Origin of the sequence: Shewanella cutis (assembly GCF_022410515.1) — a bacterium.
Classification (GTDB): domain Bacteria; phylum Pseudomonadota; class Gammaproteobacteria; order Enterobacterales; family Shewanellaceae; genus Shewanella; species Shewanella cutis.
Window position 1 is genome coordinate 504,175 of record NZ_JACSDI010000001.1, and the last position, 18,441, is coordinate 522,615.

Here is an 18,441-nt window from a genome sequence, read left to right on the forward strand (position 1 = left end):
TTGGAATCAAATCGGATGACCTAAAGGCTCTGCAATTACTGGTAACTTTCTTTGATTGAATGGAATTTATCCATGAATTCATCGCTTGCTAAATCATTCGCCGACACGGGCAGCCCTCGGCCGACAAACACATCCATCCGCTGCTCAAAATCAGCCCCTGCGCGTAACTCACCGGTGTAGAATGCGGCGGCACGGATAAAATCTAAGTAGGTGACATGGTCGGGTAAATAGGGTAAATCAGCCCAACGCTCAACCACTTCCATCACCTCTGGTGCAAAATCCCAACTCTTTAATACAGCACGACCTAAAGGACCTTGCATTTTACGAACTAAAGAACGCAATTGCTCAATACTGGTAAATAACTCGGGATGGGCTTCTGCCTCGGTCAGCACAGGCAATGCACCAATATTATGGACTAAACCTGCAAGGGTTAAAGTGTCTAAATTTAACTGACTAGGACGACGCTTATTATACATCTGCAACATGGCACAGGCCGCCGCGGTTACGTCGATAGAAGTACGCCAAACCTCATCCATCACTTCCCACACCATCTCATTGGTGGAGATAAACAGCTGCTCCATGGCAACTGAGGTTGCAATACTCTTAATTTGAATCAAACCAATGCGAGCCACCGCATTATTAATGCTTTCAGCAGGAATACCACGGCTATATAAGGCGCTGTTGGCTACTTTAATAATACGCGCCGAGATTGCTGCATCTTGGCCAATCACATCCGCCACTTGCTTAAGGCTTGCATCTGAGCGGCTCACCACTTCCTGCACTCGCATGGCCACTTCAGGCAAGGTCGGCAATACTAAGGCATCATCTTTTAATTTTTTAAGTAATCCGACTAACAGTAGATGTTCAGTAGACATCTTATCTCCCATCAATCTGCAAACATAAATCCACAATAATTGGAGTATACCAGTTGGCTATCATTTGATGGGTAGAAAAAAGCGACAGAAGTTAATTATTTGTATGACTCTGTTATCAATTTCATCCAAATAACCCTAAGCTTAGCCGTTAGCATTTCAGTTATAGTCGATTGAAAAAACTAAAAATGAGCAAAGCTGGATACTGTTAATGACTCATCAACTTCGATGCGAAAGCCAGCACCATCATAAGGCTTCTAGGTATATTCGCAAAACGCGAACTATACCTAATCTTGGGCGTGACGATTTGCATAACCCTACTTCGATTGTGTAAAATGCCGCCCCCGCGCACTGCGCCTCTATATACCAACCAATTCGAGAGTCATTATGTTTAAACCAGAGTTGCTATCTCCCGCTGGGACGCTGAAAAACATGCGTTACGCCTTTGCCTATGGTGCAGATGCCGTGTATGCCGGCCAGCCAAGATACAGCCTAAGGGTGCGTAATAATGACTTTAAGATGGAAAACCTTGCCACGGGTATCGAAGAAGCCCATGCGCTTGGTAAAAAGCTTTATGTGGTGAGTAACATTGCCCCCCACAACGCTAAGCTTAAAACCTATATCAAAGATATGGAACCCGTAGTGGCGATGAAGCCCGATGCGCTGATCATGTCCGACCCAGGTTTAATTATGATGGTGCGTGAGGCGTTCCCTGAGCAGGTAGTGCATTTATCGGTACAAGCCAACGCCATTAACTGGGCGTCGGTAAAATTTTGGCAAACCCAAGGCATTAAACGAGTGATTTTATCCCGTGAATTATCCTTGGATGAAATTGAAGAAATCCGCCAACGCTGCCCCGACATCGAGTTAGAAGTGTTTGTTCACGGCGCCCTATGTATGGCCTACTCCGGCCGTTGTTTGCTGTCGGGTTATATCAATAAACGCGATCCAAACCAAGGCACTTGCACCAACGCCTGTCGTTGGAAATACGACGTGCATGAAGCGCAGCAAACCGACTCGGGCGATATCATTGCCACCCCAAATGCGGTACAAATTGAGACGCCGACCTTAGGTGCTGGCGCGCCAACGGATCAAATCTTCCTGCTACAGGAAGCCAATCGCCCCGGCGAATATATGCCAGCGTTTGAAGATGAGCATGGCACTTATATCATGAACTCTAAAGACTTACGCGCAATCCAACATGTTGAGCGTTTGGCCAAGATGGGTATCGATTCGCTTAAGATTGAAGGCCGTACTAAATCTTTCTACTATGTGGCCCGTACCGCGCAGTTATACCGCCAAGCCATCGACGATGCCGCATCGGGTAAGAGTTTCGATCGCAGCCTGATGAACCAACTCGAAGGTTTAGCACACCGCGGTTATACCGAAGGCTTCTTACGCCGCCATGTGCATGATGAATACCAAAACTACGACTATGGCTACTCAGTCAGCGATACCCAACAATTTGTCGGTGAATTAACCGGTAAACGTAATCTGGCCGGTCTTGCTGAAATCGAAGTGAAGAATAAATTTTCTGTAGGCGATAGCGTTGAGTTAATGACGCCGCAGGGTAATATCAGTTTGACCATCGAACAACTCGAAAACCGCAAAGCCGAAGCGGTTGAGGCAGGTTTAGGTTCAGGTCATACTGTGTACTTACCCGTGCCGAAGGAAGTTGACCTCAACCACGGTATTTTACTGCGTAACCTGCCCCAAGGTCAGGATACCCGTAATCCACACGAAGTAGGCTAAAGCATGGCATTATTGATCGACGACAGCTGCATCAACTGCGATATGTGTGAGCCTGAATGCCCAAACCAGGCCATCACTATGGGTGAAGAAATCTATGAAATCGACCCAGAACGCTGCACCGAATGCGTAGGCCACTATGATAAGCCGACCTGCGTATCCGTCTGTCCGATTGATTGTATTGACCCCGATCCAAACCGTATCGAGTCCCACGATGAGCTATTGGTCAAATTTGCTATACTCACGCAAAAATTTGATTAATAACAATTAGATAAAAATACCGCAGGATACTCACCCAACTAAAAACCCCGCCAAACATGGCGGGGTTTAAGTTGTCTCTAACCCTAGCTAAGGTTAACTAAGCGGGAGATTTTGCTAGGATAACCGTCGGCTTTGCCTCAAGTTGTAAACGCACAATCGCATCAGCAAGCTTTTCAACGCTTAAGCGGATCGGCGCAGGTAAGCTGGCAAATTCGATACTAAGCAGCAGATTTTTCACCTCAAGCCCTAACTCGGTATCACCCTCGATGCTGAGTTTGCGTTGGAAAAACAGCGTATCAGGATCTTCTTTCGCCGCCGCAACTAGCAATAATTCGGCTGACTTGGCACTAAAGGTCACTTGGGCATCGGTGAGTTCACGTACCTGCCAGCGGCCATTAAAACTCACCTCAAAGTACAGTTGCAAATCTTCCACACGGATAGCAACCCACTTGTCCGCGAGAAAATCCAATTCCCCATCTTCGGCCTGCGGCGCAAGCAGTTGTTCCAATAATTGGCTCAGCACCTTGGCCTTTAGGCTAAAGGGCACTTTCGAGAGTGGCAAACGGATCAGTTTTGGGGTGAGCTCTAACAATTGTTTTGCAAGATTAGCCGAAAAAACAGCGGACATAACAAGTTACCTACGGATAAAAAACAGGATAACGCCCAGTTTACCGAGATTTTATGATCTTAAACCTGTTTTAAATCAATTCACCGCCATTCAATCTTCCCTACACTCTGCCCCTGTTATTTTATAGGGAGCACCATTATGGAGTTGTTGTGTCCAGCAGGAAATCTGGCTTCGCTAAAGTCGGCGCTACAGGCAGGAGCCGATGCTGTCTACCTCGGGTTAAAGGATGATACTAATGCACGCTCATTCGCGGGCTTAAACTTCACCCCCGCAAAGTTACAAGAAGCGGCCGAGCTGACCCATCAGCGGGGCAAGAAAATTTTCCTCACCTTAAATACCTTCCCTAAGCCTAATGAGGAGCATCGCTGGTATCAGGCGATTGACTTAGCCGCAAAAATTGGCGTCGATGCCTTAATCGTTGCAGATCTGTCATTGCTTGATTATGCCCATCGGCAATATCCACATATTCCGCTGCATTTATCGGTACAGGCGAGCGCCACCAATTTGGGCGCGCTGAGCTTTTATAAAGAGTCCTTTAATGTTTCTCGAGTGGTGTTACCCAGAGTGCTGTCGATGAAGCAAGTGCGTGACCTAGCCAAGGTCAGCCCGGTCGATTTAGAGGTCTTCGCCTTTGGCAGCCTGTGCATTATGGCCGAAGGTCGCTGTCACTTATCCTCCTATGTCACCGGTCAATCACCCAATACAGGTGGCTCTTGCTCACCAGCAAAGCACGTACGCTGGCAAGAGCAGGGCCAAGACCGATTGACTCGCCTCAATGAGGTCTTGATCGATAAGTCAGGGCTGGATGAACAAATGGGCTATCCCGTCGTGTGTAAAGGGCGCTATCTCACCCAAGAGGACGATAAGCCGCAATATTTGCTCGAATCACCCACGAGCTTAAATACCCTCAGCTTACTGCCTGAGCTTGCTAAGGCGGGCATTGTGTCACTCAAGATTGAAGGCCGGCAGCGCAGCCCAGCCTATGTGGAGCAAGTGACTAAGGTTTGGCGTCAAGCGATTGATACTTATCTTAATCATCCGGATAAATTCCAGACGCAAGTCCATTGGGAGCAAGCCCTTGCCAAAGTGTCTGAAGGGCAAATTACCACCCTTGGTGCCTACGAGCGTAACTGGCAATAGCCTTCGCGATAATCCATGTAAGAAGAAACGATTATGAAAATATCCCTCGGCCCACTGCTCTATTGCTGGGAAAAACAGCAGGTCATCGACTTTTATCAGCAGGTTGCCAACAGTCAGATCCCCTTGGTTTATTTGGGCGAAGCCGTCTGCAGCCGCCGGCGCGAGCTCAAATGGGGCGACTATCTTGAACTTGCCCAAATACTGAAATCTGCGGGCAAAGATGTGGTGCTTTCAACCCTAGCCCTTATCGAAGCGCCATCGGAATACACTGAGCTTAAACGTCAGGTCGACAATGGCGAATTTATGATTGAAGCCAATGATATGGCGGCGGTATATCTTGCCAAAGAGCACAAACTGCCCTTTGTCTGCGGTGCTAGCATCAACAACTACAATCGCGCTAGCCTAGATATTTTGCAGCGTTTAGGAATGCAACGTTTTGTAATGCCTGTGGAGCTTTCTAAGACTTGGCTGAGCCAAGTGGTCGATAACAAGCCCTCCTTCGAAGTGGAAGTGCTCGGCCATGGCTACTTACCGCTCGCTCACTCAGCGCGCTGTTTTACCGCAAGACATAGCCAACTTGCCAAGGACAGCTGTGAAACCGTTTGCCGTCAATACAGTAAAGGCTTGCTGGCACAAACCCAAGAAGCACAACCTCTACTGAGGTTAAATGGCATTCAAACCCAATCCGCCAGTTGTGTCGATTTACGCAGTGAAATCAATGAAATGATAAAGATTGGCGTGGATGTGTTTCGCGTGTCTCCTAGCAGTTTGGCGTGCATAGCGAAGGCCGATGCGCTGGTCGAGGGGTTAAATAGCGGAGCAATGGACACTCAGCATCCTCTTAGCGATGAGCACTGTAATGGCTATTGGTTTGGTGAAGCAGGACTAGCATCCATAGCCTAAAAACTGATTTTAGCCGTCATATCTCTCAGCCGTTTACTCCTGAGTGAATGGCTGATGACATGGTTGTGGCGTTAACAGTAGCGCCACAGTCCAACTTAAGAGGCTGCCAAGTCCAATCCATTCGAGTAATGCAGGCCACCATAAATCAGGTCTTGGGAGTTGGAGCACCATTTCTTGATAAAATGGCCTACCGCCTGCCGTTAGACCCAACTCAAACTGCGGTGCATAGAGAAAGGTCATCATGCTCACCAATACCAACAGCGCTAATAATACCGTCCAACGCAGCAGACTTAATGAGCTAAATCCAACCCACGCTAAATAACAGATTGCGCTCAGGCTACCGAAGTAGAAAAACCACTTAAGGGCAAGGATATGTAAGTGATATACATTGACCGGAAATAACCCAACACAGGCTAAGGCTAAAAATGTCAGTGCCAGCGCACAAAAGAAGGGATATCCCCAAAAGCCGTTTACCGTCTGAAGGGAGGAAAGACAATAAAAAACAATACTTAAACTGCCAAAAAACAAACCGCCATTGAGAACAACCGCAAAGGCCGAATGGCCATAAGTCCCCAATTCACTCAAAGTATGATTTAAAAAGTTGAATGAACGCGTCTCAGAATAATCAAACCCCAACACCGCCACACCGATCCCCAGCATTAATCCCAAAATACCAATAAAACCAAACTTGGTGGCAAGTGCCGAGCCCCTTGTTGCGAGATTCATTTTTATAACAGTCATGGATAATTTAGCCAAACTAAAGTACTACTAACTTACATGGAATTAAAAAGAATTAAAGCGGCACGAATCCTCTTTAGCGTAAAATTTTATTTCATCACTATTAACGATTTTTTAGTCATCATATGAAAATCCCGTGCTAAGTCATTATTCAATAAAACATATGCAAATCTGCAGTCAAAACTGAATAAATACTCACAAACAATTCAGCTCATTCTGTTTTGTTACAGAAGACAACCTCACCGTTACAGCCACTGTTATCCCGCTCACATTAGGTTCGCGACGTTTGAAGCCCTGTTACCATTAATGGGTAAAAAATCATCTAAAAGCGTATTTAGTGAAGATCCACTGGGAAAGTTTTCAACAAAACATCGCCAAGAAGTGAACAGCATCAAGAATAAAACAACCCGATAAACAACCCGCAACAACACAACGTAAAACCATGATTAAATTAAATTTAAACAACTAGAAAAGTAGACAACATCAAAAATCATCCATTAGAAACAGCCTAAATAACTATGCTATTTTGCTGCTTATATCAAACAAATTCCCGAATCGTTTTACATGGCGGCGCTAAGCGAGTAATCTTCCCACTTCTCGATTTTGAGTTGAATGAAAATGCAGCTTACACCCGCCTAGCATGCGGCTTTGAGGGGCAATTTATTCAAGTTTATTTGTGCGACTCGTACTTTAAGGTGTACACCATTGGCTACTGAACATAAAAACCGCAACATTAAGACGATACTCACCTTTATCGTCCCTTCGCTGATCGGTCTGCTGCTATTTATGACTCCTATCAGCTACAACGATGCGATTACGATTCCCATCGCAGTCATCTCTAAAGCACTGCAAAGCGTGTTAAGCGATGTATTAACCTTAATCGTGACTGTGATTGTTGTCGCCATGGCCTTTGCCTCAGTGCTGACTAAGTTACTCAAACCTAAGTTTGTGCTAAACAACCACTTCCTCAATGGTTTGCTCAACATCAGCCCACTATGGCTTGCGACGCGTGTGGTTGGTGCAATTTTTATCGTACTGACCTATTTGGGCATTGGTCCCGAAGTCATTAACTCCTCAAGTACCGGCGCCTTAGTACTGAATGACCTGTTGCCAGTACTCTTCTCGGTGTTTATCTTCGCCGGTATGTTACTACCGCTGCTGTTAAACTTCGGTCTATTAGAGCTATTTGGCACCCTACTAACCAAAGTAATGCGCCCCGTGTTTAACCTGCCAGGTCGCAGCGCCATCGACTGTATGGCCTCTTGGTTAGGTGATGGTAGCGTTGGGATTTTGCTAACCAGCAAGCAATACGAAGCGCGTTTTTACACCCAGAGGGAAGCCGCTGTTATCGGTACTACCTTCTCGGCGGTGTCAATTACCTTCAGCTTAGTGGTGATCTCACAGGTGAAGTTGGAGCAAATGTTTGTGCCCTTTTACCTGACCGTGTGTTTAGCGGGTTTTGCTGCGGCCGTGATTGTGCCTAAGCTGCCACCACTCTCGTGGAAAAAAGATGACTATATCGACGATACGCCACGTCAACCCGATGATGAGATGATCCCCGCAGGACACGGCGCACTCTCTTGGGGCTTTGATAAAGCGCTCGAGAAAGCGGCCAGTGCTGGAGGTATCAAAGCCGTCTTACATGAAGGGATTAAAAACGTTATCGATATGATATTTGGCATTCTCCCTGTAGTAATGGCCATTGGTACCACGGCACTGATCATCGCCGAGCATACGTCCATCTTCAATTACTTAGGTATGCCGTTTATTCCATTACTGGAACTGCTGCACATCCCTGAAGCGACCGAAGCCTCTAAAACCATCGTGGTAGGCTTTGCCGATATGTTTATTCCATCGATTTTAGCCAGCTCTATCGAGTCAGATATGACCCGCTTTGTCATTGCCGCGCTATCCGTAACGCAGCTGATTTATATGAGCGAAGTAGGCGCGCTGCTGATCGGCAGTAAAATTCCGGTGAACTTTGTTGAGCTCTTCGTGGTGTTTATTCTGCGTACTTTAGTGACTCTACCAGTGATTGCTGGCGTGGCTCATTTGCTGTTCTAAGCGCAACATCATCTTAAATATCAAGGGGAGTCAGATTAACTGACTCCCCTTTTTTATACTGTTTTTATACTGTACAAACTCCACTCGTAACCACACAACTCAGTTTAAGAATAAAAGCAAAATAGCCATTTGATCTGCTTCACGAATTTATTGCCATTGTTTCCCCAGTGACACGCCGTGAATATATCCCTATAGGCTCGACGGCGACATCCATGTCGCCAACGGTCACTGGTGCCCCAATGCCAATTTTAACTACCCATTTGCTGTATGTACGCAAAAAGCTAAGGGACATAAACGTGATAGACCCTTTACTCTAATTTTGTCATTTCGGATTACCAAAAATATGGCAACCTTTTTCTCTAACTTTCTGACTGCTGTTTAAAGCAGTAGATAATATCAATTGCGCCAGTGCCGCCAGCTAACGGCACTGCACCAAATCGCGCACACGGCTGTTGGAGACTGAACTCTTCTACTGGTCACGGCTGCTCAAGCCGCTGGTCAAATTGCCCAGTTTCAAGCAAGAAAAAGCCCCAAGGAAATGGGGCTGATTGATAATAAGAGTTATGCCTGTCCTGTCTCTTTTTGCTCCTGTCTCTTTTTGTAAATCCATTTAGTTATTTATTACAAGAATATCACCTGTTCCTGTAAACAATATCCCTGTTTCAATGTCACCATCTTTAACTAATATCGGACAGTCATCTTCTAATGCCAAGAAGCCATCCCAATGTAGGAGAAAGCTTTTCCAGCTGGTTTCAAGCACTACACTTTTTTTCCCAAAAAATCTAACTTTTGTATCAAATCCCCAATCCAGTTCTCTTTGAAGAATATCACCAACTATTTTATTTTCATCGTTATTGTATGCTTCAATCCACTCTCCAATTTTTCTGGATTCTTTTGAAACGACCCAGTTGTCATCAGGCAGGCTGAAATAAGAAGTAGACTTCTTTCCTATCACATCTTCCCAAAGAGCTTCTCCGCAACTTCTTTCATAAACAAAGACTGTGTTAGCGGGTACATCATCAAAGAAATCTTTATGTTGAGTAGATTCAACAGGGCTAAGGTTTTCACTCATTTGAATTGCCCTCTAATTAGCTTTGTCATAATAAATGTGACCACCAGACTTACCATCCTTCCATTTAACGTGTTGAAGGTCATTTCCTGCTCCTAACTCGCGTTGATTTTGAACGTTATGAGTTTCATATCCTTTCTTGTAACTATCAACGGGAAATAAATCTGGCCACCCAATATAAATCAATAACATAATGCACTTTAAAATAAATCTGGCCACCCAATATAAATCAACAACATAACGGACTTTCAGTTTGCCTACAACTTGTAAAAGTTAACATTATTTAAAAAAGAACCATCAAAAACCGTAGGGGCAGCTTCTGAGGCAAAAATTAGTAATAAATCTGGCCACCCAGTATAAATCAATAACTTAATGCACTTTTCGTTTGCCTGCAACCAGCTCTAGCTCAAATGATTTGAATAGTAAATCTGGCCACCCATTTTAAATCAACAACATAATGCACTTTCAGTTTGCCTACAACTTGTAAAAGTTAACATTGTTTAAAAAAGAGCCATCAAAAGTCGCAGGGACAGCATCTGAGGCAATAAATTGCGCTAATTCGTTCAAAAATGGTGTATTTCAGACGAGGTAAGTCATCCCATAGTGCTTGGGAGGTGTTCTGCAAAGGTTACTTTCGAAGTGATATAAGCAGTTGTCAGTTACAGTAAATCTGGCCACCCATTTTAAATCAACAACATAATGCACTTTCAGTTTGCCTACAACTTGTAAAAGTTAACATTGTTTAAAAAAGAGCCATCAAAAGTCGCAGGGACAGCATCTGAGGCAATAAATTGCGCTAATTCGTTCAAAAATGGTGTATTTCAGACGAGGTAAGTCATCCCATAGTGCTTGGGAGGTGTTCTGCAAAGGTTACTTTCGAAGTGATATAAGCAGTTGTCAGTTACTGTTAAAGTACTGACAGCTTGCCGCAAAGTGCCGTCGTCGTTTTTCAAGATGTTCGCAGTAGTCGGTCAGCTCTTGCAGCGTGCCCACCGGACCATGAAATAGCTTGCCAAACTTGGTTGTCAGCTTGAGCCAATTGTCATGGGGGATATTTAATCTGTTCAGTATCTTGGCACTACTTTCACTGATGTATCCACGTTTATCATTGCGAATGATTCGGCCGGTATCATCCACCAATTGAAGGTAATCCGTTAAGGCAAACGCAATGCCATTGGGTTGGTTGTCGTACTCGTTACCGATAAAAGGCAGGAGATTGCTCGGCTGCTCACCTTTTAATGCAGCACGAATACGTAGCTGAATACTGGTATGGTCGGATTGTTCTGGTGTATCAGCCAGTTGGGCTCTGATAGGATTTAAATCGACGTAAGTCATACAGGCTAACACAGCGGCTTCATCCAGTAAGGCCTGCGATTTAAACCGGCCTTCCCAGAAACGACCTGTACAGTTATCTTCTTGATTTGCTTGCCTTGCGATAGGTTCATTGAGGCAGCGCATAAACCAGCTAATGTCGCATAATCGACTGCGATAAAGGGCAATTGAATGCTTTAATCTGCTCACCTCATGGGCTTCAACTAACTCACCTTTAGCGAATTTTTGCGTTAATTCATCGCCTTTAAACAACTTATGCCACTGCTCAAGCACTTCGCGGTCTGTCCAACGATTTGCCGTCTCGATGTCCATCCGCAGCACCACATGCAGATGATTCGACATCACCGCAAATGCTGCCACATCAATAGCAAAAACAGCTTCAAGTTCAAACAGTAGCGATTCTACCCAACCACGGCGATGGTCATAGTTTTTACCCGAATAGGTATCATCACCACATAAAAATGCACGCCGTACCACGCGGCTACAGCAATGGTAATAGGGCGTGTCTTCAAGGCTTACTTGAGTTCGGCGAGGGCGCGGCATACAAACCTCCTTGTTCAATGCTTAACCAAAGCATAGTCGAAGGTTAACTACCGCGCGATTAATGCTGGGTGTCCAATTTCGGAATGCGCGGAATCCAATTTCGGAAGTGCAATTTCGGAAGCATGTCACAGTGGAAACAATGACAATTCATCCTGCACACCTAGCGATAATACAATCTAGCTTTAGGCAAAAGTAAGTTAAATTCTCCAGCCAGTTCTCATTGCATCCAGATCTAAATCTTGACGGGTTAACTCCAGCCTAATCCACTTGTTGTCATCTGCATGTCACTTAAGCTTCATCATTCAGTCAAAGCTCGTCCCTAATCTCTAAGGCAGTCAACAGCCGCATAGGGTGAATATGAGATGACTGGTGCTAATTACAGGGGATTTGAACGCACGCTTATCAACGCACTCAACGCCCCCCGCAACTCTTCCGACAATGCTCCATCCAGTGTTAACGCCACTTTCTTCTCCACGCCACATTTTGCCAACGCCAGCAACGCAGCAAACAGCCACACCACCACAGTCAACGCCCTCTGGCTATCGGATATCCATCTAGGTTGTAAGGATTGCAAAGCCGACTATCTGTTAAACCTATTAAATACCGTGCGTTGCCAGCACTTGTATCTGGTCGGCGATATTGTGGATTTGTGGGCGCTCAAACGCCGCCTGCACTGGCCCGAGAGCCACAACAAGGTATTGCAAAAGCTGATTGAACTGGCGCAAAACGGCACTCAGGTGATGTATCTACCGGGTAACCACGATGAGTTAATCAAGCCCTATGCCGAACTGACACTGCTGAATATCAAAATTGCTCGCCAGCATATTCATCAGGGCATTGGCGGCCACAAACTGTTAATGCTGCATGGCGATCAGTTCGATGCCGATGTTTGCGTTGGGCGCTTCTACGCCATCTTAGGCGATCATCTCTACGACTTGTTGCTGTTCCTCAACCGCAATCTCCACCGTCTGCGCGAACGCTTAGGCTACCCGTACTGGTCACTCGCCAGCTATATCAAATCCCGCGTTGGCAAGGCTCAAACAGCGATTTCACGCTACCGCCAAGCCGTTGTGCAATATGCACAGCACTATGATGTGGATGGCGTGGTCTGCGGCCATATTCATCAACCTGAGTTATCAATCCAGCCAAGGGATAACCAATACACCACACCGGATAAGCGCCAAATCATCTACGCAAATGATGGCGACTGGGTCGAAAACTGCAGCCTGATCACAGAAACCTTAAGCGGTGAATTACAGCTCTGCCGCTGGAATGAGCAAAGCTTAAGCCTCGATATTCTGAGAAGTATTATGTTAGTACAAACGCCGCCTAACTCGCCCATTCCAATGCCAGCTCAGGCCTCAAGACCAGCTCCACAAACGGCCACACACAGCCCCATACAAGCAGAAATCCAACCAAGGGATGTCGCCTAATTATGAATCAATTAACTACTCATGCGCCAAACGCCGAGCCATTAAATCCCAACGCATTAAACCAAGGCACGGCTATCGAATCTACAGCAATGCCACAACCAGCTTTTAAAGACAGCTCGATGATCTTTACCGTCGATAATGTGGTGGAGCAAAACCTGCCCGCCCTCAAGGACAAACCTTGGTTAGCCAAGCCGACTAAGGCCATGCTGCGCTACCTGTTGAATGAAAAACAATGTAACGAGATAGCCAATCAATTTGCTTATCTCCAAGGGGTCGACTTTGTCGAGCAAGTGCTTGCCAGCTTTGATTTTAGTTTTACCGTACCCGCCAACGAGGTCGAAAATATTCCCTGTGAAGGTCGAGTGGTGATCTTCGCCAATCATCCAATTGGCTCTCTCGATGGCCTCGCATTGATAAAACTGATTAGTGAGATCCGCCCCGATATTAAAGTCGTCGCCAACGAGCTATTGATGGCACTTAAGCCTTTACATTCCATTTTGCTGCCAGTACGTAATATGACCGGCGGCACACCTAAGCAGCACTTAGAAAAAATCCACCAGCATTTACGTAATGAAGGCGCGGTACTGATTTTCCCGTCGGGGGAAGTCTCTCGCCTACGTCCCAATGGCGTGCGCGATACCCAGTGGCACTCGGGCTTTTTAAAGATGGCGATTTCCTGCAATGCGCCGCTGCTGCCGATCTTTTTAGATGCTAAAAACTCCGCCACCTTCTACGGTGCCTCGATGATTTACAAACCCTTAGCCACACTGCTACTGGTCAAGGAAATGTTTAAACAGGCCAAGCGCAATATGCCTATCCGCATCGGCGAGCTCATTCCTAATGAAGCCATACGCTCGATGGATTTTCCCTTAAAGACCAAGATAAAACTGCTGAAAAATCATCTATATCGCATCGGCAAAGATAAAGATCCGCTGTTTATCACCCAAAGCGCCATCGCGCACCCCGAGTCGCGCCGAGAACTACAGGCCGCGCTGCAACAATGTGAACTGCTTGGTGAAACCCAAGACAACAAGCTGATTTATTTGTATCAGCATCAAGACAGCAACCCCATCATGCGCGAAATTGGCCGCCTGCGGGAAATCGCGTTTCGTGCCGTCGGTGAAGGCACGGGCAAGCGCCGCGATATCGATAAATACGATTCTTACTACCAGCACTTAGTACTGTGGGATAAGGAACAGTTTGAAATAGTTGGCGCCTATCGGTTTGCCAGCGGCGAGCAAGTGCTAAACCGCTACGGTGATAACGCCCTCTACAGCCAGTCACTATTCCAATATGCCGACGATTTTATGCCCTTCGTCAAACAAGGCTTAGAACTTGGCCGCAGCTTTGTGCAGCCCAAATATTGGGGCAAACGTAGTCTCGACTATCTCTGGTTCGGCATTGGCGCCTTCCTCGCTAAACATCCCGAATACCGCTACCTGTTTGGCCCTGTTTCCATCAGTAATCAACTGCCTGGCAGCGCGCGAGAGATGTTAGTGCATTTCTACTCCAAGGAGTTTGCGCCAGCAGAGCCGCTCGCGGTATCTATGTCGCCCTTTGGTTTATCCAAGCAGCGCAAACTGCAGTTGGATGAACTCTATTCGGGCGAAGATTACCAAAGCCACTTTAAGCAGCTAAAACAAATGCTCGCGAGTATGGGCGCTGCGGTGCCGACACTATATAAGCAATATGGCGAGCTCTGTAAGCAGGATGGGGTGAAGTTTCTCGCCTTTGGGATTGATGCCGATTTTGGCGACTGCGTCGATGGTTTGGTACTGGTCGATACCCATAAACTCAAGGGTAAAAGGTATCAACGCTACATCGGCGCCCATTTGCCCGCAGACTTAAGAAACCCCTTGATGACGGAGGACGAAACCGACGAGCAGGATTAGGCATAATCCTGACTAAGATATTGGCTAAATAAACATCGGTCTGTTATAAGTATCTGTAATGCAGTGCATTAACGATACAAGTCCGAGGTAGGGTTTATTATGCCGATCATCATCGCCGATATTATGCGTACCCGAGTCGTTACGGTCGAAATGGACGATCGTTTAACCGTGGCGAAGGAGATTTTCGAGCAGGCAAACTTCCACCATCTGCTGGTGGTGGATGAATATAAACTCGAAGGTGTATTGTCTGAGCGCGACTTGTTGCGTGCCATTAGCCCTAATTTAGGTAGCAGCGCTGAAACCTCAAAGGATCTCGAAACCCTCCAGAAACGCGTCCATCAGGTGATGACCCGTAATCCGGTTACCGTTGCGCCCCATGTGTCGCTCGATGCCGCGACTCACACCCTGCTACAACACAATATTGGCTGTTTGCCTGTGCTCGATAATGGCGCTCTGGTCGGGATAGTGACTTGGAAGGATTTACTGCGTGCCTATTGTGAACACAATGAGGTTAATGAAAGCGAGTGCTAGCTGCACTCGCTTCCGACTTTATAGAGTAATCTAGATTGCCCAGCCGCCCATATAGAAGGCCACAAGGCCCAAGGTAATGGCTAACACACCTAACTTAAGTTGACGCCATTCGCCGCTAAAAATACGGCCAACCACTAAGGTTACAAAGCCGAGCATAATACCAGTCACAATGTTACAGCTAAGGATGATGAATACGGCGCAGGTTAAGCCCGCCATCGCATCGACCTTGTCGTTAAAGTCCAGCTTAGTCACATTGCTGAGCATCAATAGCCCCACATACATCAGCGCAGGTGCAGTTGCATAGGCTGGCACCAAATAGCTGAGCGGCGCTAAAAACACCATCAGCAGGAATAATCCGCCCACTATGGTCGCGGTTAAGCCCGTCTTACCGCCCGCCGCAGTCCCTGCCGCCGATTCGATATACACGGCCGCTGGCGCGCCGCCGACGATACCCGCAAACATGCTGCTGACAGAATCTGACGTTAATGCCTTGCCACCGCCGACGATATTATCGTCTTTATCCAGAAGATTGGCTTGACCCGCTACCGCGCGAATGGTGCCCGTGGCATCAAAAATCGCCGTCATCACCAGCGCCAGCACAATCGGTAATACCACAGGATTTAAAGCGCCCATAATATCCATTTGGCCAATTAGCGAGTGCTCAGAGGTAAAATCAGGCACGGCGAATAAACCTTGGAATTTCACGCTAGGATCAAACACTAAACCGAACAGGGAGAGGCCGATAATCACCAGCAAGATACCACCAGGTACACCGCGGCGCTCTAAACCAATAGTCGCCGCTAAACCTAGGACGGTGGCGATAACGGGCAGGCTGTTAATATCACCTAGCTTCACTGGCAGGCCAGCATCATTGGCCACAATCAACTGCACGCTGTTCGTGGCAATTAACAGTAAAAACAAGCCAATACCAATACCTGTACCATGGGCGATCCCCTTAGGTAGGTTAGCCAGCACCCATTGACGCACGCCAGTGACACTCACGAGGGTAAAAATCACCCCCATCCAAAAAATGGCGCCTAAAGTGACAGGGATACTCATGCCCTGACCTAACACTAAGCCAAACGCAGTAAAGGCCGTAAGTGAAATCGCGCAGCCAATTGCCATGGGTAAGTTTGCCCACAAGCCCATCAGCAGTGAGCCAAAGGCGGCAATTAAGCAGGTAGCGACAAACACGGCACCGGGGTCGAATCCCGCTTTGCCTAACATATTGGGTACCACAATCACTGAGTACACCATCGCGAGGAAGGTGGTTAACCCTGCAATCACTTCTTGGCGAACTGTGCTACCACGTTGTTGAATTGAAAAAAAACGGTTCAGGAACGAACCAGAGGGTACGGCAGTTGAACTCAATTGCTCAGACATATCTTGTTATACCTTGTGATCTCTTAAAATAGGGTCGATACCAATTGGCTTAACCATTGGCGACGCCGGCTGCGGCAGATTAGAGCCCCAAATCCAAGGAGTTGGGTGAGAGATCCACATCATTTTCCTACATCGGGAAAAATCCATGATCTGCAAGCAGTGATGCTTTGCCCAGTTAAACTATCTTCAACCATGCAAACGCAGCCTTTGTTGGCCGCGGATAATACTGTAAACGCCGCCAGATAGCTAAGACCTCGCCTGCACTTCAGTAAATAATTAGCCAAAAAAGTCAAAATCAGTGTTTAAAAAAACACCTACACCGAACAACAAACCACCGAACTCGATCACAGAAATTAGATTAACGCTCTGTCAGTAAAATCAAAACTCATCGGCTTTCTAAAATTTTCATAATTTTTCATATTTTGTCAAAGCCCATTCATCCCAGCTCGTAAGCCCGTTCACATCTCCACTTTATAGTGATGCCATCAAAAATCGCTTTCGAAAGGAGCTCTTCCCAATGACAAAGCCCACTATGCAAATATCGGATAAGTCCACACGCAGCAATGAGTTAAAGGCGCTGGGATTCATCATTTTCTTACTCTTCCCCGCACTGACTATCGCGGGGATCAGTCTCTACGGTTTCATCATTTGGATGATCCAAGCCTTCGGCGGCGTTGTTGGCCACTAATTCACTGTAACTTTTGAGGACGCTATTATGAAGTGGTTAATCAACCTCTGGCGCACGCTAAATAAACCCACCAAAGCGCTGACCTTAGGCGCTGTCAGCATCAGTGCTTTTATCATGGGCATCATCTTCTGGGGTGGATTTAACACCGCATTGGAAGCTACCAACACCGAAGCCTTCTGCATCAGTTGCCACAGTATGGAGAGCAAACCCTATCAAGAGCTGCAGGAAACAGTGCATTGGTCGAATCACTCAGGTGTGCGCGCCACCTGCCCTGACTGTCACGTGCCCCATAACTGGAGCCGTAAAATTGCCCGTAAGATGGAAGCCTCCCACGATATGTGGGGCTGGCTACTCAATACGGTAAACACCCCTGAAAAATTTGAAGCTAAACGCCTCGAAATGGCAAGCCGTGAGTGGAAGCGTTTTGATCGCGACAACTCTCTGGCCTGTAAAAACTGCCATAACTACAACTCAATGAAGTGGGAAAGCATGTCACCGCTGGCGCAAAAACAAATGAAACGCGCCGCCGAAATCGACCAAAGCTGTATCGATTGCCACAAAGGCATTGCTCACCATTTACCTGAAATGGGCACAGCCCGCGCCCCCGAACTGATTGCAGAAGTGGGTGCGGGTGTCAGCTCAGTTGATACCAACCAAACCTACTACAGCGCCCTGACTAAGCCACTGTTCTTTAGTGAAAAAGGTGATGTCGAAGCTGGCACCTTAAACGTCGCCACTCAGGTGAAAGTGCTCGAAACTAAAGGTAAGCGCATCAAAATTGGTATCGATGGCTGGCGTAAAAAGATCGGTGCAGGCCGCGTGATCTACATGGACTTTGGCGTGAACATTTTATCGGCACAGTTAAGCAAAGATGCTGCTGAAACCGAAGGTGTTGTCCAAACCTTTGAAGAGAAAGAAGATCCAATGACAGGCCTAAAATGGCAACGCGTAGAAGCCCAAATCTGGACCGATAAAGATTACCTGCTCACTGAACTGCAACCGCTCTGGGGCTATGCCCGCGATACCTTCCGCTCAAGCTGTAGTGTGTGCCACACCCAGCCAGATGAAGCGCATTTTGACGCCAATACCTGGCCAGGTATGTTCCAAGGCATGTTGGCCTTCGTGAACATGGATCAGGACACCCAAGCACTGGTGCAAAAATACCTGCAAGAACATTCGTCAACCTTCGTGAAAAAAGAGCACTAATTCGGGAGT

Annotated in this window: 16 protein-coding genes; 10 read left to right on the forward strand and 6 right to left on the reverse strand. The window is 46.8% G+C overall.

What is annotated here, in order from left to right:
* Nucleotides 1-35: 35 nt before the first annotated feature.
* A complete protein-coding gene (locus H9J30_RS02390) occupies nucleotides 36-875 on the reverse strand; it encodes an HDOD domain-containing protein (protein WP_240129518.1) in 840 nt (279 codons plus the stop codon).
* A gap of 384 nt (nucleotides 876-1,259) precedes the next feature.
* On the opposite strand from H9J30_RS02390, the gene trhP reads away from it, so the two are divergent.
* Together trhP and H9J30_RS02400 are read left to right on the forward strand one after the other, a co-directional pair.
* A complete protein-coding gene (gene trhP, locus H9J30_RS02395) occupies nucleotides 1,260-2,624 on the forward strand; it encodes a prephenate-dependent tRNA uridine(34) hydroxylase TrhP (RefSeq protein WP_240129519.1) in 1,365 nt (454 codons plus the stop codon).
* A gap of 3 nt (nucleotides 2,625-2,627) precedes the next feature.
* Nucleotides 2,628-2,882 (forward strand): YfhL family 4Fe-4S dicluster ferredoxin, encoded by a 255-nt coding sequence (locus H9J30_RS02400; protein ID WP_240129520.1) that lies wholly within the window; start codon nucleotides 2,628-2,630, stop codon nucleotides 2,880-2,882.
* Nucleotides 2,883-2,979: 97 nt separating this feature from the next.
* Here the strand turns inward: H9J30_RS02400 and ubiT are convergent, their stop codons facing one another.
* Complete coding sequence (gene ubiT / locus H9J30_RS02405; protein ID WP_240129521.1) at nucleotides 2,980-3,510, reverse strand: ubiquinone anaerobic biosynthesis accessory factor UbiT; 531 nt, start codon at nucleotides 3,508-3,510, stop codon at nucleotides 2,980-2,982.
* A 138-nt stretch (nucleotides 3,511-3,648) separates the two neighbouring features.
* Here ubiT and ubiU point away from each other — a divergent pair, with 138 nt between their 5' ends.
* Together ubiU and H9J30_RS02415 are read left to right on the forward strand one after the other, a co-directional pair.
* Entirely contained in the window at nucleotides 3,649-4,650 is a 1,002-nt protein-coding gene (gene ubiU, locus H9J30_RS02410) for a ubiquinone anaerobic biosynthesis protein UbiU (RefSeq protein ID WP_240129522.1), read from the forward strand.
* Between the two features lie 33 nt (nucleotides 4,651-4,683).
* Nucleotides 4,684-5,553, forward strand: coding sequence for a U32 family peptidase (locus tag H9J30_RS02415; protein ID WP_240129523.1), 870 nt, complete (start codon nucleotides 4,684-4,686; stop codon nucleotides 5,551-5,553).
* 33 nt (nucleotides 5,554-5,586) lie between these two features.
* On the opposite strand, the gene H9J30_RS02420 is transcribed toward H9J30_RS02415, so the two are convergent.
* Nucleotides 5,587-6,294 carry a DUF998 domain-containing protein gene (locus tag H9J30_RS02420; protein ID WP_240129524.1) on the reverse strand — a complete coding sequence of 236 codons (708 nt, stop codon included), beginning with the start codon at nucleotides 6,292-6,294 and terminating at the stop codon, nucleotides 5,587-5,589.
* A gap of 702 nt (nucleotides 6,295-6,996) precedes the next feature.
* Between H9J30_RS02420 and H9J30_RS02425 the strand changes: the two genes are divergently transcribed.
* Entirely contained in the window at nucleotides 6,997-8,355 is a 1,359-nt protein-coding gene (locus tag H9J30_RS02425; RefSeq protein ID WP_240129525.1) for a YjiH family protein, read from the forward strand.
* A 610-nt stretch (nucleotides 8,356-8,965) separates the two neighbouring features.
* On the opposite strand, the gene H9J30_RS02430 is transcribed toward H9J30_RS02425, so the two are convergent.
* Together H9J30_RS02430 and H9J30_RS02435 are read right to left on the reverse strand one after the other, a co-directional pair.
* Entirely contained in the window at nucleotides 8,966-9,427 is a 462-nt protein-coding gene (locus H9J30_RS02430; RefSeq protein WP_240129526.1) for a DUF2947 family protein, read from the reverse strand.
* An 894-nt stretch (nucleotides 9,428-10,321) separates the two neighbouring features.
* Nucleotides 10,322-11,299, reverse strand: coding sequence for a transposase (locus H9J30_RS02435; protein ID WP_240129527.1), 978 nt, complete (start codon nucleotides 11,297-11,299; stop codon nucleotides 10,322-10,324).
* Nucleotides 11,300-11,661: 362 nt separating this feature from the next.
* On the opposite strand from H9J30_RS02435, the gene H9J30_RS02440 reads away from it, so the two are divergent.
* From H9J30_RS02440 to H9J30_RS02450, 3 genes are all read left to right on the forward strand, one after another.
* Entirely contained in the window at nucleotides 11,662-12,732 is a 1,071-nt protein-coding gene (locus H9J30_RS02440) for a UDP-2,3-diacylglucosamine diphosphatase (RefSeq protein ID WP_240129528.1), read from the forward strand.
* A gap of 119 nt (nucleotides 12,733-12,851) precedes the next feature.
* On the forward strand, nucleotides 12,852-14,624 hold the full coding sequence (gene olsF / locus H9J30_RS02445; protein WP_486669437.1) for a bifunctional ornithine lipid synthase OlsF: 1,773 nt from the start codon (nucleotides 12,852-12,854) through the stop codon (nucleotides 14,622-14,624).
* Between the two features lie 99 nt (nucleotides 14,625-14,723).
* Nucleotides 14,724-15,155: a CBS domain-containing protein gene (locus tag H9J30_RS02450; protein ID WP_240129529.1), complete on the forward strand. Its 432-nt coding sequence runs from the start codon at nucleotides 14,724-14,726 to the stop codon at nucleotides 15,153-15,155.
* Nucleotides 15,156-15,185: 30 nt separating this feature from the next.
* Here the strand turns inward: H9J30_RS02450 and H9J30_RS02455 are convergent, their stop codons facing one another.
* Entirely contained in the window at nucleotides 15,186-16,538 is a 1,353-nt protein-coding gene (locus H9J30_RS02455; protein ID WP_240129530.1) for an NCS2 family permease, read from the reverse strand.
* 517 nt (nucleotides 16,539-17,055) lie between these two features.
* Here H9J30_RS02455 and torE point away from each other — a divergent pair.
* A complete protein-coding gene (torE, locus tag H9J30_RS02460) occupies nucleotides 17,056-17,226 on the forward strand; it encodes a trimethylamine N-oxide reductase system protein TorE (RefSeq protein WP_240129531.1) in 171 nt (56 codons plus the stop codon).
* Between the two features lie 27 nt (nucleotides 17,227-17,253).
* The gene (torC, locus tag H9J30_RS02465; protein WP_240129532.1) at nucleotides 17,254-18,432 is read left to right on the forward strand and encodes a pentaheme c-type cytochrome TorC; all 1,179 of its coding nucleotides are present in this window, start codon (nucleotides 17,254-17,256) and stop codon (nucleotides 18,430-18,432) included.
* Nucleotides 18,433-18,441 lie beyond the last annotated feature (9 nt).

Bases quoted from the DNA above. Each gene is read 5' to 3' on its own strand.
- H9J30_RS02390 (WP_240129518.1), bottom strand. From the start codon at position 875: ATGTCTACTGAACATCTACTGTTAGTCGGATTACTTAAAAAATTAAAA.
- trhP (WP_240129519.1), top strand. From the start codon at position 1,260: ATGTTTAAACCAGAGTTGCTATCTCCCGCTGGGACGCTGAAAAACATG.
- H9J30_RS02400 (WP_240129520.1), top strand. From the start codon at position 2,628: ATGGCATTATTGATCGACGACAGCTGCATCAACTGCGATATGTGTGAG.
- ubiT (WP_240129521.1), bottom strand. From the start codon at position 3,510: ATGTCCGCTGTTTTTTCGGCTAATCTTGCAAAACAATTGTTAGAGCTC.
- ubiU (WP_240129522.1), top strand. From the start codon at position 3,649: ATGGAGTTGTTGTGTCCAGCAGGAAATCTGGCTTCGCTAAAGTCGGCG.
- H9J30_RS02415 (WP_240129523.1), top strand. From the start codon at position 4,684: ATGAAAATATCCCTCGGCCCACTGCTCTATTGCTGGGAAAAACAGCAG.
- H9J30_RS02420 (WP_240129524.1), bottom strand. From the start codon at position 6,294: ATGACTGTTATAAAAATGAATCTCGCAACAAGGGGCTCGGCACTTGCC.
- H9J30_RS02430 (WP_240129526.1), bottom strand. From the start codon at position 9,427: ATGAGTGAAAACCTTAGCCCTGTTGAATCTACTCAACATAAAGATTTC.
- H9J30_RS02435 (WP_240129527.1), bottom strand. From the start codon at position 11,299: ATGCCGCGCCCTCGCCGAACTCAAGTAAGCCTTGAAGACACGCCCTAT.
- H9J30_RS02440 (WP_240129528.1), top strand. From the start codon at position 11,662: ATGACTGGTGCTAATTACAGGGGATTTGAACGCACGCTTATCAACGCA.
- olsF (WP_486669437.1), top strand. From the start codon at position 12,852: ATGATCTTTACCGTCGATAATGTGGTGGAGCAAAACCTGCCCGCCCTC.
- H9J30_RS02450 (WP_240129529.1), top strand. From the start codon at position 14,724: ATGCCGATCATCATCGCCGATATTATGCGTACCCGAGTCGTTACGGTC.
- H9J30_RS02455 (WP_240129530.1), bottom strand. From the start codon at position 16,538: ATGTCTGAGCAATTGAGTTCAACTGCCGTACCCTCTGGTTCGTTCCTG.
- torE (WP_240129531.1), top strand. From the start codon at position 17,056: ATGACAAAGCCCACTATGCAAATATCGGATAAGTCCACACGCAGCAAT.
- torC (WP_240129532.1), top strand. From the start codon at position 17,254: ATGAAGTGGTTAATCAACCTCTGGCGCACGCTAAATAAACCCACCAAA.